Raw genomic sequence first — 15,016 nt, 5'->3', positions numbered from 1 at the left:
TGCTCGCCCACTGGTATACCCGGGATCCCATTCTCACCTTCGACTTTCCTCACCGCTGATTGGCGGCACCCGCCGTTTGAATTTGTCAGCCGGACGACCCTGATCGCCCCGGCCTCTTTGCCAATCCCGATTTCATACACACTGGCCCCGCGCCGGTGAGGAGTCGTTTATGCGTCGTATACCCGAGCCGTTTCGTATCAAGATGGTCGAGCCCATCAAACAGACCACTGGCGCCGATCGCCGTGCCGCCCTCGAGGCCGCTGGCTGGAACCCCTTCCTGCTGCTGGCCGAGGATGTCTATATCGATCTGCTGACCGACAGTGGCACCGGTGCCATGTCCGATCGCCAGTGGGCCGGCATCATGATGGGGGACGAAGCCTATGCGGGCAGCCGCAACTTCGTCGAGCTGGAGCGCACGGTGCGCGAGATCTTTGGCTACCAGCATGTGATGCCCACCCACCAGGGGCGCGGGGCCGAGCAGATCCTCTTCCCCGAGCTGGTCAAGCGCTGTAAGGGCAAGGCGCCGGTCTTCATCTCCAACTACCACTTCGACACCACCAAGGCTCACGTGGAGTTGGCTGGGGCGCGGGCCATCAACCTGCTTACCCCGAAAGCCCTCGACACCACGGCCCCCTATGCCTGGAAAGGGGATTTTGATCTCCCTCGCCTGACCGACACCATCGAGACCCTGGGGGCCGACAACGTGGCCGGCATCATCATCACGGTGACCTGCAACAGCGCCGGTGGTCAGCCGGTCTCCATGGCCAATATGGAGGCGGTTTCCGAACTGGCCCGTCGTCACCAGATTCCGGTGGTGATCGACGCCGCCCGCTTTGCCGAGAACGCCTGGTTTATCAAGGAGCGGGATCCGGCTTATGCCAAGCGCAGCATCAAGGAGATAGTGCGCCAGATGTTCGCGCTGGGGGACATCTTCACCATGTCGGCCAAGAAGGATGGGCTGGTCAATATCGGCGGGCTCTGCTGCTTCAGGGAAGATCTCGACCTGTTCCGCGCGGTGCAGGTGCGCTGCGTGGCGATGGAGGGGTTTGTCACCTATGGCGGCCTCGCCGGGCGGGACATGGCGGCGCTCGCCATCGGCCTGCGCGAGGGGATGGATGAGGAGTATCTCACCTACCGTATCAGTCAGGTGGCCTATCTCGGCGAGCGGCTGGTCGAGGCGGGGATCCCCATCCAGACCCCCACCGGCGGCCATGCGGTCTTTGTCGATGCCAAAAAGCTGCTGCCCCATATTCCGGCCGAGCAGTTCCCCGCCCATGCGCTCGCCTGCGAGCTCTATCTGGAAGGGGGTGTGCGCGGGGTGGAGATCGGCTCCCTGCTGCTGGGGCGCGATCCCGCCACCGGCAAGCAGGAGGCGGCGGACTTCGAGCTGCTGCGTCTCACCATTCCGCGTCGGGTCTACACCCGGGATCACATGGACTATGTGGCCGACTGCCTGATCGCGGTGAAAGCGCGGGCCAGCGACATTCGCGGGCTCACCTTTGACTACGAGCCGCCGCTGCTGCGCCACTTCACCGCGCGGCTGAAACCTGTCTGATCAGCAACCGGTCAGACTGGGTGATCAACCGCGCCAAGCAGTGAGGATCACCGGCTGCTCCCGGTTAAACGGCCCAGTAAAAAAGCCCCCGCACCAAGGTGCGGGGGCTTTCGTTTATCTAAGCAAAGTCGGGTCAGACCGCCTGATACTCCAGCTCGACCGAGCCCAGCGCCTTGAGGGTGGACTGGGCGGAGTCACGCTGGCTGATCTGGCCGTTTTTGTTCTCCAGCAGCACGGCGCGGCGGATGGTGGCGAGATCTTCGCCGTTAAGCACCGCATGGGCGCAGGCCATCTGCATCGGCGGCAGGCTGGGGTTGAAGGCGGCGTTCTCGGCGTAGCGGCCAGAGAAGATGCGGCCATCGGCAAACTGCAGCGACACCGCGGCATAGCCCTGACTGTAGGGGGCGTAGCTTTGACGGGCTGCGGCCAGCGCGGCTTGCCACAGCGGATCTTCGCTTTGAAGCTGAAGCTCTGCGTGATCCTGCGGGCTCATCAGCGCATCAGTGATGTCGAGATCTGCCGGGCCAAACGAGTGGGGTAGGAAGGATTGCAGGGCGCTCAGGTCATCGGGCAGGGAGACTTTAAGGATCTTGGCGGTGCTCAGCTCGTTCATGAACTGACGGCAGTGGCCGCAGGGGGTGTAGTTGACGGTGATTTCAGAGATCCCGGTCTCGCCACCCAGCCAGGCGTTGGAGATGGCGGACTGCTCGGCGTGGACCGAGTGGAACAGACCTTGCCCCGCAAACTCCATGTTGGCACCGAAGTACCAGGTGCCACTCAGGCCGCAGGCGATGGCACCGACGTAAAATTTGGAGATGGGCGCCACCGAGCAGGCGGCGGCCAGCGGCAACAGGGCGAGGCGCAGGGCGCGATCGTCAAGACCTGTGGCGGCTTTCAGGGTGGCGACTTGCTCCGGCGTGAAGCGGGCGTTGAAGTCGGCACTATCCAGCATGGGCTGCACGGCTGCTTTGAGCGGGGCAGAGAGGGTATCGAATGGCTTGGCAAAACGGGGATGCATAGTGTGTCCTCAAAGGCCAATTGGGCGGCCATTGTAGGGAGCAAGCTCGGGTAAATGTGTGAGCAGGCTCACGCCCTGACGGGCAAACGGAGGGGGATGGTAATGGAAACGTTTGTCTTGTGCAAATTGTGCGGCAGGTCGCACCCCGACAGCGCTGCAGAGCCGTCGGGGTGGTTAATCATCGGTCAGGTGAGCCAGTGATAGATGGCAAAAAGGAGGGGCGCAACGGCCGCGGTGAGGATCCCGCATACCACCATGGCGAGCGATGCAAAGGCCCCTTGGGTGATCCCCTTCTCGGCGGAGGTGGCGGTGCCGATGGCGTGGGCACAGGCCCCCATGGCGAGCCCTTGCGCTTCCGGGTCGGTCACTTTCAGCAGTTTGAGCAGCGGGTAGCCGATCAGGGCGCCGACAATTCCCACCACAACAACAACGGCCGCCGCGATGGCGGGAATGCCGCCGATGGAGTGGCTGACGCTCATGGCGAGCGGGGTGGTGATCGATTTGGTCGCCAATGAGGCGAGCAGCGCCGGATCTGTGCCCATAAAATGACCGATCAGCAGGGTTGTGCACACCGAGATCAAGACGGAGGCGAGGGTACAGATTAGGATGGGCTTGAGCTTGGCCTGGATCTGGCGCGCCTGCTGATAGAGCGGCAGCGCCAGCGCCACCACGGCGGGTTCCAGCAGCATGGTAATGGGGCTGCTGCCGCGCTCGTACTGCTCAAGGGGCAGATCGAGCCAGAGCAGCAGGCCAATGATCACCGCGGTCGGCACCAGCACCGGATTGATGATGGGCCAGGGTAGGCGGCGATAGAGGGCACGGGTGGCGAAATAGAGCGCCAGGGTCAGGGGAATAGCGAGCCAGAAGATCATTTGTTCATCCTCTGGTAGAGCCGACCGACGGTGGCGAGGATCAGCACGATCCCGAGCACGATGCAGAGCATGATGACGCCGAAGGATTGGCGCAGGGGCTCTAGCCAGGCCACCAGCCCGACCGCAACCGGCACGAACAAAACGCCCATGTGGCGCAGCAGCAAGCTGGCCCCCAGCTCGACCCAGTGCAGCTTTATCAGCTGCAGGGAGAGCAGCACAAACAGCAGCAGCATGCCGATGATGCTGCCGGGAAAGGCAAACGGCAGGATGGCTGCCACGGATTTGCCTGCCAGCAGGCAGGCGACGATGACCATAAAGTCACGAAAGTACAGCAAGGCGCGTTGCGCGATCACGTGAACCTCATCGACTGGGAAGAAAAATCGCAGTTTACCAGAGAGGCCGGGTCGCGGCATTAAAACAATAACAACTGAAATCAGTTCATTTGAAGCTGATTTGTATGCAGATTATCTGTTGAACATCGTCTGATAGAACCCTTTTCGAACTACAAGGAGTAGTGATGACATCCCTCTTGTCCCGAGTTCGCCAGCTGGCGAACGATAATGCGTTGCCACCCCATCTGCTGCAAACCCGTCAGTGGGAAGGACCCCTGTGCCGGGTGCGACTCGACAACACCGGCGCTGATGCCACTCTGGTTGAGCGCTGGGTGCTGTTTGACGGCAAGCTTGGCCTGCCGGTGGAGAGCGCCATCTATGGCGAAGGATTCCAGATGCTGGCCCAGACCATGGGTAGCTGGCAATCACCGCAACATGTCGGCCGTTGCCCTGATGCCAGCGTCTATCGCATCACCGATGACAATGGCTATCACACCATTCACAACCTGTTGCTGGTGGAACATGGCAAGGGGTGGCTGCTGCTCGCCTTTGCCAGCTGCCACCGTTTTGGTGGGGAGTTTCGCCTCTATCCCGATGGCCGCTTGCAGATCCTGATGAATTGCGAAGGGCGAAAACTTGCGGCCGGTGAGCACTGGCAGAGCGAGGCGCTGATCTGTCTCAAAGGAGCGGAGCGCGAGGATCTGCTGGCCGAGCTGGCACGGTTGATCGAGGCCGAGCACGGCTCGCTGATCGGCCAGGTGAGTGAGCGCCCGAGCGGCTGGTGCTCCTGGTATCACTACTACGCTGAGGTGAGTGCTGCCGACATTCGCGAGAACCTGCAGGTGCGCGCCGAGCGCTTCCCGGCCCTGCGTTATGTGCAAATCGACGACGGCTATCAGGCCAAGATGGGCGACTGGCTCACCCCGTCGGCCAAGTTCGAGCAGGGGGTGGCATCGCTGGCTGCGGAGATCAAACAGGCTGGCTGCGAGCCCGCTCTCTGGGTCGCTCCCTTTATTGCAGAGCCCGGTTCACAGGTGTTTCAGGATCACCCCGACTGGTTTGTGAAGGGGGATGACGGCCTGCCGCTCCCTTCCGAGCGTGTCACCTATGGCGGTTGGCGCTGTACTCCCTGGTATGTGCTGGACGGTACCCACCCCGAGGTGCAGGCGCACCTTGAGCAGGTGTTCCGCACCCTGCGCGAACAGTGGGGCATCCACTACTTCAAGCTCGATGCCAACTTCTGGGGTGCAATCCACGGTGGCCGTTTCCACGATCCGGCCGCCACCCGGGTTGAAGCCTATCGACGCGGTATGGCGGCCATCCTGCGTGGTGCTGGTGAAGGGGCTTTCCTGCTCGGTTGCAACGCCCCCATCTGGCCAAGCCTTGGTCTGGTTCACGGCATGCGGGTGAGCGATGACGTGGAGCGCAATGGCCACCGCTATCGCCAGATCGCCCGCGAGGCCTTCTGCCGCGCTTGGCAGAACGACAAACTCTGGGCCCTCGACCCCGACTGCATTTGCCTGCGGGATCTGCCAAGCCAGCAGGCAAGTAAAGCTGAATACAGTTTCCATCTGGCTGCACTGGTGGCGAGCGGTGGCATGATGCTGGCGGGTGATCGACTGCAGGATCTCGATGAGGAGCAAGCGGCGCAACTGCGCAAGCTGCTTGAGCTTTGTGCGTCCCGTGCACCCTCTGCCCGTTTCGAGTCGATGGACTTTGCCTGTGGTGAAGTAAGCCTGCCCGAGGGCGGCACTTTGCTCTGTCTGTTCAACTGGGAGGGGCAACCACAGGAGTTTCTGCTGCCGGAAGGGGGAACCGATTTTTGGCAGGGGCAGGCAGTCGGTACGGCTGTGACCCTGCAAGAGGGCGAAGGGCGGGTGATCCGGTACGTCTGATAAGGCTCGCCTCTCACACAATTCAGGCTCCTTCGGGAGCCTGAGTTTTTGTGATTTGGGAGACGGTATCAGTAACGCCACTCGACCCCGACGGCGTATTTGGCGGAGCCATAGCCCGGGATGTCGCTGCCGGAGGCGATCGCCTTGAGGGTCAGCAACGGGGTGATGGGTACCCCCAGACCAAAACCGATGGCCAGTTGATCATTGGGGTTCCCCATCACATCGACCCGCATCACCCGATAGAGGGACATATCCTCGCTCAAGTGCATATAGGCTTGCGAAGCGCGGTTATAGACCTGACCAAACACCTCCAGCTGGAAACCGGACTGGGCACTGATGGCCAGCGGCACCCCGACAAACTTGTACAGATGGGAGCGGTTGAAGTAGCTGTTGGTGATCTGGGGGGTGAAGTCAGTCTGCTGATAAAGAGTGTTGAAATTCTGTTCTACGATGCGATAGGTCTGCTCGGGCAGGCGAGCAAGATAATCCGGCACATCGAACCGGTATGCGGCGTTGGCTGCCAGCGGCAGCAGGGTCAGTAATCCGAGCAGTGCGTGGTGACGAGGCATCAGCAAATGGCTTCCGTTCGGCCAAAGAGATTACTTGCTTGGGATACATCCGCTCAGGATGTCGCAAGATATTGGTTTTTGGGAAAATCCCCTTCGTCATTATGACCTGAAGAAGGGGGCTGGCGGGAAGGATTTAGTGTGAAACTACTCACAACTCATAAATCTTCCAGATAACGATAGAGACTCTTGAGAATCGCAAAGTTCCGTTCGTTACTCTGGTTCTGCTCTGCCAGCGCCTCGAGACGGGGCACATAGTCCGGCAGACGGCGGCTGAAGTAGTCGCTGCAGTGCAGGCGCCAGCGCTTCTGCTCGGTTTCGCTCAGAGTGTGTGGCCAGTTGCGGGCGCGGTAGCGGAACAACATCTCCGGCAGCCGCGCGTCGGTAAAGGCAAACTCCCGCTCACCCAGCAGATCTGCGGGGGTGGCGCGCACCAGATCCATGGTGGACTTGTCGCCGTGGCCAAAGAAGCCGGCGTAGAGTTGGGTATCAGGGTCGCTGTCATTGCTGCCGGCGAACTCCTGATTAAACACTTCCACCAGTTTTTCCCGCACCTCCGGGTGGGCGCGCAGCAGATCCAGGCTCTTGCGGCACTGCTCCCGGTCGATGCCAAGCTGGTCGGCGCGCTCCGCCGTCAGGGTAGCGGCCGGCGCCAGCACCGGGCACTTGTTGATATGCACCAGCTTCACTGGGATGCTGGCCAGATCCCCCAGCTCCTCTTTCTTGGTATAGAGGCGCTCGCGGATCTCCTCGCTGGTGAGCTCGATAAGCGGGGTCGGATCGCGGGTCAGATCCACCATGATCACCGCGTTCTGGTTGGTAGGATGCCAGGCGAGCGGCGAAACCCAGCTCACACACCCTTGCCAGGGGGAGAACATGCCGGAGACGTGCGCCAGCGGCTTCATGGTCACCACGTCAATCAGCGCCTTCACCTTGTTTTTGTTGCGCAGATCAAAGAGATAACCAAACAACTTGGGTTGGGCTTTTTTCACCAGCTTGGCCATCTCGATAGTGGCCAGCACGTCCGAGAGCGCATCGTGGGCATTGGCATGGGCCACGCCGTTGGCGACTGTCAGCTTCTCCAGCCGGAAACTCGGCTTACCCTCCTCGTCAAAGGCCCACTCGATCCCCTCCGGCCGAAGGGCATAGCAGGCCCGCAGCATGTCGAGGATGTCCCAGCGGGAGTTGCCGTTTTGCCAGCTGTAGGCATAGGGGTCATAGAAGTTGCGATAGAGGGTGTAGCGGGTCACCTCATCATCGAAGCGGATGCTGTTGTAGCCAAGCACGCAGGTATTCGGAGTGGCGAACTGCTCGTGGATCTGGCGAATGAAATCCGCCTCGCACAGCCCATCCTTCATCGCCTTTTGCGGCGTGATACCGGTAATGAGGCACGCCTCCGGATCCGGCAGGTAGTCCGCTGGCGGTTTGCAATAAATCACCAGCGGCTCGCCAATGATGTTGAAATCCGCATCGGTGCGAATACCGGCAAACTGCGACGGCCTGTCCTTGGCGGGGCTGATGCCGAAGGTTTCGTAGTCGTGGAAGTAGAAGGTTGGCTCGTTGCCCGCGTGTGCTGTTTTGCTCATGTTGCTCGAGATGAGGTATCCGATGACGGCGCCTGGCGCCAGGGTGGGCGGTGCCAGGCACCACAATTGCCTGCATGGTAAACCATAGCGCAGGCAGAACGAAGGGCGAGCCGTGCAGGTGGCGGTTTATTGGGCAGTTGATCCCGACATCTTGTGCATTTCTGCTCTGTTAACCGAGTCTATAAGACCAGTCTATCTCTCAGGATGTGATGATTTTTTAATGACATCAGTAGTGATCGGTAAAGAGGGCCCCTTCATTGGCGATCCTGTCCAGGTTCGGGGTCTGGCAGCCCACCATCCCCGGTTGTAGGCACTGATGTTTCAGTAGCCGATGTCATCGCTCATGATGGCAAGATATTGGGCTTGGCGGCTGCTGTGGCACTACCAGCGGTGGCCATTATTGGCTCCACATCCTAATCTGATGTGAATTGGTACACAAAATATGCGATGAAAGCAGCGTGCGTTTAACACATTGGAAATATCATCCCGTACAGGCTGTTGGAGGGAATGGAATACCCGGATGGGCACATTTCCCTTTATCGCTGTCGTTATGATCTATAAAGAGTGATATGACCTGAATTGCCCCATTTAACCGCAGCTTGGAAATCAGCTTTAAACCGTTTCACTCTATAAATCCCGTTTATCCTTGTCGCCTAACAGCGAATATAACCGCTGGTTATCCGATATTTTTTCTCTAGCCCTTCAGTCGCCGGCTATCGGGTGGGCTGGAGGGCGCATGGAAGGCTGTATCGAGAAGGCATGAGGTATCTACCGCTATCGATGGCGATAAGGCGAATAAATGGGTGGTGGAGTTCACAGTTCGGCTAATCAATTTAGGAGATGAGGGCTGCTATGTCCGTAGTGGAGTGTCTTTATTCAAATATCTTACTGGCAAGCCGAGCACTCTTTAATTCTGATTAAGTCATAATTAAGTAAAGTGGAGGTGTTGATTTTTTCGCTCAGAGATGAGTTTTAAAACTGCTCACAATCTCATCGCGATATTTAAAAGAGTGTGCTCGCATATTTTTGAAAGGATAAAAATGACTTGAATGGGAGTGGCCAAATAAATCCAGCTGTGACCTTTGTCTTTGCAAGGTGTCAGGGTCATAAATGCCTATAAAAACAAGGTAAAAGGCTGTGCTATTGACTAGATTGATAGAAGGCAAGGCATAAAACAGCATCAGTTTGATACGACAACATCGCGTGGGACAGAGATCATGAATAGAGTGCAGGGAGCCAGATTGTTCTCGTTACCGGTAGATCTCAGACAGGTGGTGTATGCCTTGTCTGCGTCACTGGACTTGGTGGGCATTGGCGATGTGGCCCACGGTAAACGGGTCGGGATCATGGCCGCCGAGTGCAGCCGGTTTTTGGGGATGAGTGAAGCGGAGCGTCGTCTGCTGTTTGAGCTGGGAGTGCTGCACGATATAGGTGTATCCTCGACCATTACACACCACCATCTGGTCAGTGAGTTCGATTGGGAGTCCTCCCAGCGTCATTGCGAGGTGGGTTATCAGTTGCTCAAAGATTTTCGTTTGTTGGCCCCGCTGGCACTGCCTATCCGTTATCACCATACCCATTGGTATCTGTTGCGTGACATGGTGGCAGTTGACCGCAAGGTTGCCCGGCAGGCCAATCTTATCTTTCTAGTTGATCGCTGCGATGCACTGGCCGCTCCTTATTACGCTGACGGTTCGCTGTTGATGCACACCGCCGAGATCCGGGAGAGGCTGGCAGCGTGTAGTGGCGAATTTTTTGCCCCAGAATTGGTGGATGCTTTCCTCAAAGCGTCTCGTTCGGAGGCATTCTGGCTGCAGTTGGAAGCGCGTGCAATCAACGATTACATGCTGGATATGCTGCAAAAGCGAGAACCCTGTATCACAAACAATGGTGAGCTGAAGGTGCTGGCGAGGATCTTCTCCGGCATCGTCGATGCCAAAAGTCCATTCACGATGACCCATTCACTTGGTGTTAGCAGGTTGTCTCGGGCATTGGCAGAGCAGATGGGGGTCAGTGCCATGCATTGCGACATGCTGGAAATTGCCGGGCTGCTGCACGATCTGGGTAAGCTGAGGGTTCCGGACGAAATCCTCGACAAGCCAGCCAGCCTGACGAAAGAGGAGCGGGCTATCATCAATACCCACAGCTTCGAGACTTACCAGATCTTGCGTCATATCGAAGGGTTTGAACAGATTGCCTGTTGGGCGGCCTATCACCATGAGGAGCCTGATGGGGAGGGCTATCCGTTTCACCTGCCGGCATCCGCCATGGCGCTCGAAGCGCGGATCCTGCGGGTCGCTGATATTTTTCAGGCGATGGTGCAGGACAGACCTTATCGGCGCGGCCTGCCTGCCCGTGACGCATTGACCTTTATGCAGCAACTGGCGGATCAGGGGCGGGTCGATCCCGCTGTGGTGGCGGTGCTGGCCGATCACCTGCCGCAGATGATGATGGCAGCCATTCCGGATCGCGAGCCGGATCATGCCATCAATTGAGGGAGAGGCTGGCCGCTGACTCATACTGCCGCGAGCCAGCTATGCTTGGAACAAGCCGAGCATGGTGCCGGTACCGGCGCACAAGACGCCAGCTTGATGGACTACCGTAGGGGAGCAGATATGGAATCGCTAAAAGCCAAGGATTATATGCAGAGCAGACCCATCACCTTCACTGCCGACATGATGGTGCAAGCTGCGGTCGAGAAATTTCTGAACAGTCATCAGCTCGGTGGCCCGGTGGTGGATGGTCAGGGCCATCTGATTGGCTGGATCTCCGAGCAGGATTGCATCGCAGTGCTGCTTAAGGAGGCCTATCACTGCGAACAGGTGGCGCAGGTCAAGGATGTGATGCGCAAGGAGGTGTTGTCGGTGGGACCCGATACCAGCATTTTGAGCCTGGCGGAGATGATGATGGGGCAAAAGCCGAAGATCTATCCGGTGGTGGAGGAAGGGCGTCTGCTCGGTGTCATCAATCGCCACAACGTCATGCAGGCCATTCACGCCCAGCTCACTACCTGTTTTGTCCATCACACACACGGTTAACCCTGTTTTTCTCTCTCCCAAGGCAAGCTTCGGCTTGCCTTGGCTATTTCATATGCTGCCATTTATCTATGTTATGCCATCTTACAATGGTTGTTTTGTCATGTTTGAGGAGCGGCCAATCTCTCTGTCTTCCCATATATAACGCTACGTTAAGGCTTGCACCGCCCCCGCTCGCTCTTTAGGATCGCTCCCAGCTTATCGATATGGCCCCTCTGGGCACCTATTTAAGGAATTTGTACCTTGTCTCTCTCTATCGAGGCGCTGCGCCGCCGTCTCTCTGCCTGCATGAATCTCGACGCCCGCCGCCTTTCTAGCCGTCTGCACGGGGTCAAGAAGCTGCCTGAAGGCAAACAGGCTGCCGTGCTCGAGACTATCGCCGCTGATTTGGCCGTCGCCGAAGCGCGCTATCAAACCCGTCTGGCAGGAGTGCCCAATGTCACCTATCCGGACAACCTGCCGGTCAGCCAGAAGCAGGCTGAGATCGCCAAGGCCATTCAAGAGCATCAAGTGGTGATCATCGCCGGGGAAACCGGTTCGGGCAAAACCACCCAGATCCCCAAGATCTGTCTGGCGCTCGGGCGCGGGGTGAAGGGCTTTATCGGCCACACCCAGCCGCGCCGTCTGGCAGCCCGCACCGTCGCGGCCCGTATTGCCGAGGAGATGGAGTCAGAGCTCGGCCACTACGTGGGTTACAAGGTGCGCTTTACCGATCAGGTGAGTGAGCAGACCCACATCAAGCTGATGACTGACGGTATTCTGCTGGCGGAGATCCAGAACGACCGGATGCTCACCCAGTACGACACCATCATCATCGATGAGGCCCACGAGCGCAGCCTCAATATCGACTTCATCCTGGGCTATCTCAAGCAACTGCTGCCCAAGCGCCCCGACCTCAAGGTGATCATCACCTCGGCCACCATCGACCCGCAACGTTTCTCCCGCCATTTCAACAAGGCGCCGGTGATCGAGGTCTCTGGCCGCACTTATCCGGTAGAGGTGCGCTACCGCCCGCTCACCAGTGACAAGAGCGAAGGGCTGGAAGAGCGCGATGAGCTGCAGGGGATTTTCGATGCAGTGGAAGAGCTGGCACGCGAGGGGCTCGGGGACATCCTTATCTTCATGAACGGCGAGCGGGAGATCCGCGATACTGCCGATGCCTTGCGCAAGCTAAACCTGCGCGACACCGAGGTGCTGCCGCTCTACGCCCGTCTTTCCAACGCCGAGCAGAACAAGGTGTTCCAGCAACACGCCGGGCGGCGCATTGTGCTCGCCACCAACGTGGCGGAGACCTCGCTGACGGTGCCGGGCATTCGCTACGTCATCGATCCGGGCACCGCCCGCATCAGCCGCTACTCCTGGCGCACCAAGGTGCAGCGCCTGCCCATCGAGCCGGTCTCCCAGGCCAGTGCCAATCAGCGTAAAGGGCGCTGCGGCCGGGTGGCAGACGGTATCTGTATCCGCCTCTACTCGGAGGAGGATTTCAACAGCCGCCCTGCCTTCACTGACCCCGAGATCCTGCGCACCAACCTGGCTTCCGTCATCCTGCAGATGCTGGCGCTCGGCCTTGGCAATATGGAGGCGTTCCCCTTCGTCGAGCCGCCTGAATCCCGCCATATCAAGGATGGCCTGACTCTCTTGAAAGAGCTGGAGGCGGTGCGCGAGCTGCCCGCCACCGGCGATCGCGAAGCCAAGCTGCAGCTGACCGAGACCGGTCGCCAGCTCTCGCGCATCCCTCTTGATCCGCGTCTGGCGAAGATGGTGATCAGCGCGGCGCAGACTGGCTGCCTGAACGAGGTGATGGTGATCACCGCGGCCCTCAGCATTCAGGATCCCCGCGAGCGGCCCATGGAGAAGAAGCAGGCCGCCGACGAGCAGCACAGACGCTTTGAGGACAAGGATTCCGACTTCCTTGCCTTCGTCAATCTGTGGAATTACCTGAAAGAGCAGCAGGATGCCCTTGGCAGCAATCCGTTCCGCCGCATGTGCCAGAAGGAGTTTCTCTCCTACCTGCGGGTGCGTGAATGGCAGGACATTCACTTCCAGCTGCGTCAGACGGTCAAGGAGCTTGGTTTTAAAGCCAACCATGAACCTGCAGATTTCAAGACGGTGCACTGCGCGCTGCTGACCGGCCTCTTGAGCCATATCGGCAACAAGGATCTGGAAAAACCGGAGTTTCTCGGCGCCCGCAACGGCCGCTTCCACCTCTTCCCGGCCTCGGGTCTGTTCAAGAAGCCGCCCAAGTGGGTGATGGCCGCAGAATTGGTGGAAACCTCGCGTCTCTACGCCCGCATCAACGCCAAGATTGAGCCCGAGTGGGTGGAGCCGCTGGCAGGCCACCTCATCAAGATGCACCACAGCGACCCACATTGGTCGAAGAAAAACGGCGCTGTAATGGCCAAGGAGAAGGTGACCCTCTATGGTCTGACCCTGGTCAACGAGCGCACCATCAACTTCAGCCGTATCGATCCGGCGCTGTGCCGCGAGCTATTTATCCGCCGCGCGCTGGTGGAGGGGGATTTCGAGACCCGCCACCGTTTCTTCAGCGATAACCGCAAGCTGCTGGCCGAGGTGGAGGCGCTGGAGCACAAATCCCGTCGTCGCGACATTCTGGTGGATGACGAGGATCTGTTCCGCTTCTACGATGCCCGCTTGCCGGAGGAGGTGATCTCCGCTCGCCATTTCGACAAGTGGTGGAAGGAGGCGCAAAAGCGGGACGCCGAGCTGCTCAACTTCGAAAAAGAGATGTTGATGAAGGGGGATGCTGCCCACATCAGCGATCTCGACTACCCCAACTTCTGGCAGCAGGGGCGCCTCAAGCTCAAGTTGACCTATCAGTTCGAACCGGGGGAGGCGGCGGATGGCGTGACCCTGCATATTCCGCTGCCGCTCCTGAATCAGGTGGAGGTGAAGGGGTTCGAGTGGTTGATCCCGGGTCTGCGTCACGAGCTGTTGGTTGCCCTCATCAAGTCGATGCCAAAGCCGATGCGCAAGAACTTCGTGCCAGCGCCTAACTATGCCGATGCACTACTCGCCAGTATCAACCCCGAGCAGGGGCCGCTGCTGGACGAGATGGAACGCCAGCTGCGCCGCATGACCGGCGTGACCGTGCCCCGTGAATCCTGGGACTGGTCTGCGGTGCCTGATCACCTGAAACTCACCTTCCGGGTGGTGGACGACAAACACAAGAAGGTGGCGGAAGGCAAAGATCTGGAGGCCTTGAAAGAGTCGCTGCGCGGCAAGGTGCAGGAGACCCTGTCACAAGTGGCGGACGATGATATCGAGCAGTCCGGTCTCACCCTGTGGAGCTTTGGCGAGCTGCCGCAAGAGTACAGTCAGAAGCGGGGCGGATTCGAGGTGAAGGCTTATCCGGCGTTGGTAGACGAGAAGGATTCGGTCGCCATCCAGCTGGTGGAGAGCCCGGTGGTGCAGCAGCAGCTGATGTGGGCCGGTCAGCGTCGTCTGGTACTGCTCAACGTACCATCTCCCATCAGGTACCTGCAGGAGAAACTGCCCAACAAGGCCAAGTTGGGGCTCTATTTCAACCCGTTTGGCAAGGTGGCCGAGCTTATCGACGACTGCATTGCTTGCGGCTGCGACAAGCTCATCGAGCAGCATGGCGGACTGGCCTGGGACGAGGCCGGTTTCGAGGCGCTCAAGGAGTATGTTCGCGCCGAGCTCAACGATGCGGTAGTGGAGGTGGCCAAGCAGGTGGAAGCCGTGCTGACGCTCTCCCATGAGATCAAGAAACGGCTCAAGGGCAAGATGCAGCTCGACACCGCCTTCGCCATGTCGGACATCCAGCAGCAACTTGGTAACCTGATCCACAAGGGCTTTGTCACCGAGACCGGCTGGCAGCGGTTGCCTGATTTGCTGCGCTATCTGCGGGCCATCGAACGGCGCCTCGAGAAGCTTGCCATCGATCCCAACCGGGATCGGGTCTACATGCTCAAGGTGCACAGCGTGGAGTCGGAGTACAAGGCGCTGCTGGCCAAGATCCCCAAATCCCAGCTTATTCCCATCGAGGTGGCCAATATTCGCTGGATGATCGAGGAGCTGCGGGTGTCGTTTTTTGCCCAGAATCTGGGGACCCCCTATCCGGTCTCCGATAAACGGGTGCTGAACGCTATCGCTCAGTGCTAAGCTGCTATCTGTCT

General features: G+C 59.1%; 10 protein-coding genes. 5 read left to right on the top strand and 5 right to left on the bottom strand.

What is annotated here, in order from left to right; all coding sequences use genetic code 11:
- Positions 1-169: 169 nt before the first annotated feature.
- Positions 170-1,555: a tryptophanase gene (locus G5367_RS01495; RefSeq protein ID WP_421243631.1), complete on the top strand. Its 1,386-nt coding sequence runs from the start codon at positions 170-172 to the stop codon at positions 1,553-1,555.
- 133 nt (positions 1,556-1,688) lie between these two features.
- Here the strand turns inward: G5367_RS01495 and cdd are convergent, their stop codons facing one another.
- From cdd to G5367_RS01480, 3 genes are all read right to left on the bottom strand, one after another.
- Positions 1,689-2,573: a cytidine deaminase gene (cdd, locus tag G5367_RS01490; protein WP_421243630.1), complete on the bottom strand. Its 885-nt coding sequence runs from the start codon at positions 2,571-2,573 to the stop codon at positions 1,689-1,691.
- A 185-nt stretch (positions 2,574-2,758) separates the two neighbouring features.
- Positions 2,759-3,445, bottom strand: coding sequence for an LrgB family protein (locus G5367_RS01485; RefSeq protein ID WP_421243629.1), 687 nt, complete (start codon positions 3,443-3,445; stop codon positions 2,759-2,761).
- Positions 3,442-3,798 (bottom strand): CidA/LrgA family protein, encoded by a 357-nt coding sequence (locus tag G5367_RS01480; RefSeq protein WP_204476987.1) that lies wholly within the window; start codon positions 3,796-3,798, stop codon positions 3,442-3,444. The genes G5367_RS01485 and G5367_RS01480 overlap by 4 nt, the downstream gene beginning before the upstream one ends.
- A 164-nt stretch (positions 3,799-3,962) precedes the next feature.
- Here G5367_RS01480 and G5367_RS01475 point away from each other — a divergent pair, with 164 nt between their 5' ends.
- A complete protein-coding gene (locus G5367_RS01475; RefSeq protein WP_421243628.1) occupies positions 3,963-5,672 on the top strand; it encodes a glycoside hydrolase family 36 protein in 1,710 nt (569 codons plus the stop codon).
- Positions 5,673-5,740: 68 nt separating this feature from the next.
- Here the strand turns inward: G5367_RS01475 and G5367_RS01470 are convergent, their stop codons facing one another.
- Together G5367_RS01470 and sbcB are read right to left on the bottom strand one after the other, a co-directional pair.
- Complete coding sequence (locus tag G5367_RS01470) at positions 5,741-6,241, bottom strand: hypothetical protein (RefSeq protein WP_421243627.1); 501 nt, start codon at positions 6,239-6,241, stop codon at positions 5,741-5,743.
- Between the two features lie 155 nt (positions 6,242-6,396).
- Entirely contained in the window at positions 6,397-7,824 is a 1,428-nt protein-coding gene (sbcB, locus tag G5367_RS01465) for an exodeoxyribonuclease I (RefSeq protein ID WP_421243626.1), read from the bottom strand.
- Between the two features lie 1,217 nt (positions 7,825-9,041).
- On the opposite strand from sbcB, the gene G5367_RS01460 reads away from it, so the two are divergent.
- The 3 genes from G5367_RS01460 (at position 9,042) to hrpA (ending at position 15,002) form a co-directional block, all read left to right on the top strand.
- Complete coding sequence (locus G5367_RS01460) at positions 9,042-10,319, top strand: HD domain-containing phosphohydrolase (RefSeq protein ID WP_421243625.1); 1,278 nt, start codon at positions 9,042-9,044, stop codon at positions 10,317-10,319.
- A 120-nt stretch (positions 10,320-10,439) separates the two neighbouring features.
- Positions 10,440-10,862 carry a CBS domain-containing protein gene (locus G5367_RS01455; protein WP_005333273.1) on the top strand — a complete coding sequence of 141 codons (423 nt, stop codon included), beginning with the start codon at positions 10,440-10,442 and terminating at the stop codon, positions 10,860-10,862.
- 240 nt (positions 10,863-11,102) lie between these two features.
- The gene (gene hrpA, locus G5367_RS01450; protein WP_421243624.1) at positions 11,103-15,002 is read left to right on the top strand and encodes an ATP-dependent RNA helicase HrpA; all 3,900 of its coding nucleotides are present in this window, start codon (positions 11,103-11,105) and stop codon (positions 15,000-15,002) included.
- Positions 15,003-15,016: the final 14 nt, after the last annotated feature.

The organism is Aeromonas sp. 604282 (genome assembly GCF_049170575.1).
Classification (GTDB): Bacteria; Pseudomonadota; Gammaproteobacteria; order Enterobacterales; family Aeromonadaceae; genus Aeromonas; species Aeromonas veronii_A.
Note: the sequence above shows the minus strand (reverse complement) of the source record. Positions and strands in the feature narration are given on the sequence as shown.

Coding starts and splice junctions, on each gene's coding strand:
- cdd (WP_421243630.1), bottom strand. CDS start 2,573: ATGCATCCCCGTTTTGCCAAGCCATTCGATACCCTCTCTGCCCCGCTC.
- G5367_RS01455 (WP_005333273.1), top strand. CDS start 10,440: ATGGAATCGCTAAAAGCCAAGGATTATATGCAGAGCAGACCCATCACC.
- G5367_RS01470 (WP_421243627.1), bottom strand. CDS start 6,241: ATGCCTCGTCACCACGCACTGCTCGGATTACTGACCCTGCTGCCGCTG.
- G5367_RS01495 (WP_421243631.1), top strand. CDS start 170: ATGCGTCGTATACCCGAGCCGTTTCGTATCAAGATGGTCGAGCCCATC.
- G5367_RS01485 (WP_421243629.1), bottom strand. CDS start 3,445: ATGATCTTCTGGCTCGCTATTCCCCTGACCCTGGCGCTCTATTTCGCC.
- sbcB (WP_421243626.1), bottom strand. CDS start 7,824: ATGAGCAAAACAGCACACGCGGGCAACGAGCCAACCTTCTACTTCCAC.
- G5367_RS01460 (WP_421243625.1), top strand. CDS start 9,042: ATGAATAGAGTGCAGGGAGCCAGATTGTTCTCGTTACCGGTAGATCTC.
- G5367_RS01475 (WP_421243628.1), top strand. CDS start 3,963: ATGACATCCCTCTTGTCCCGAGTTCGCCAGCTGGCGAACGATAATGCG.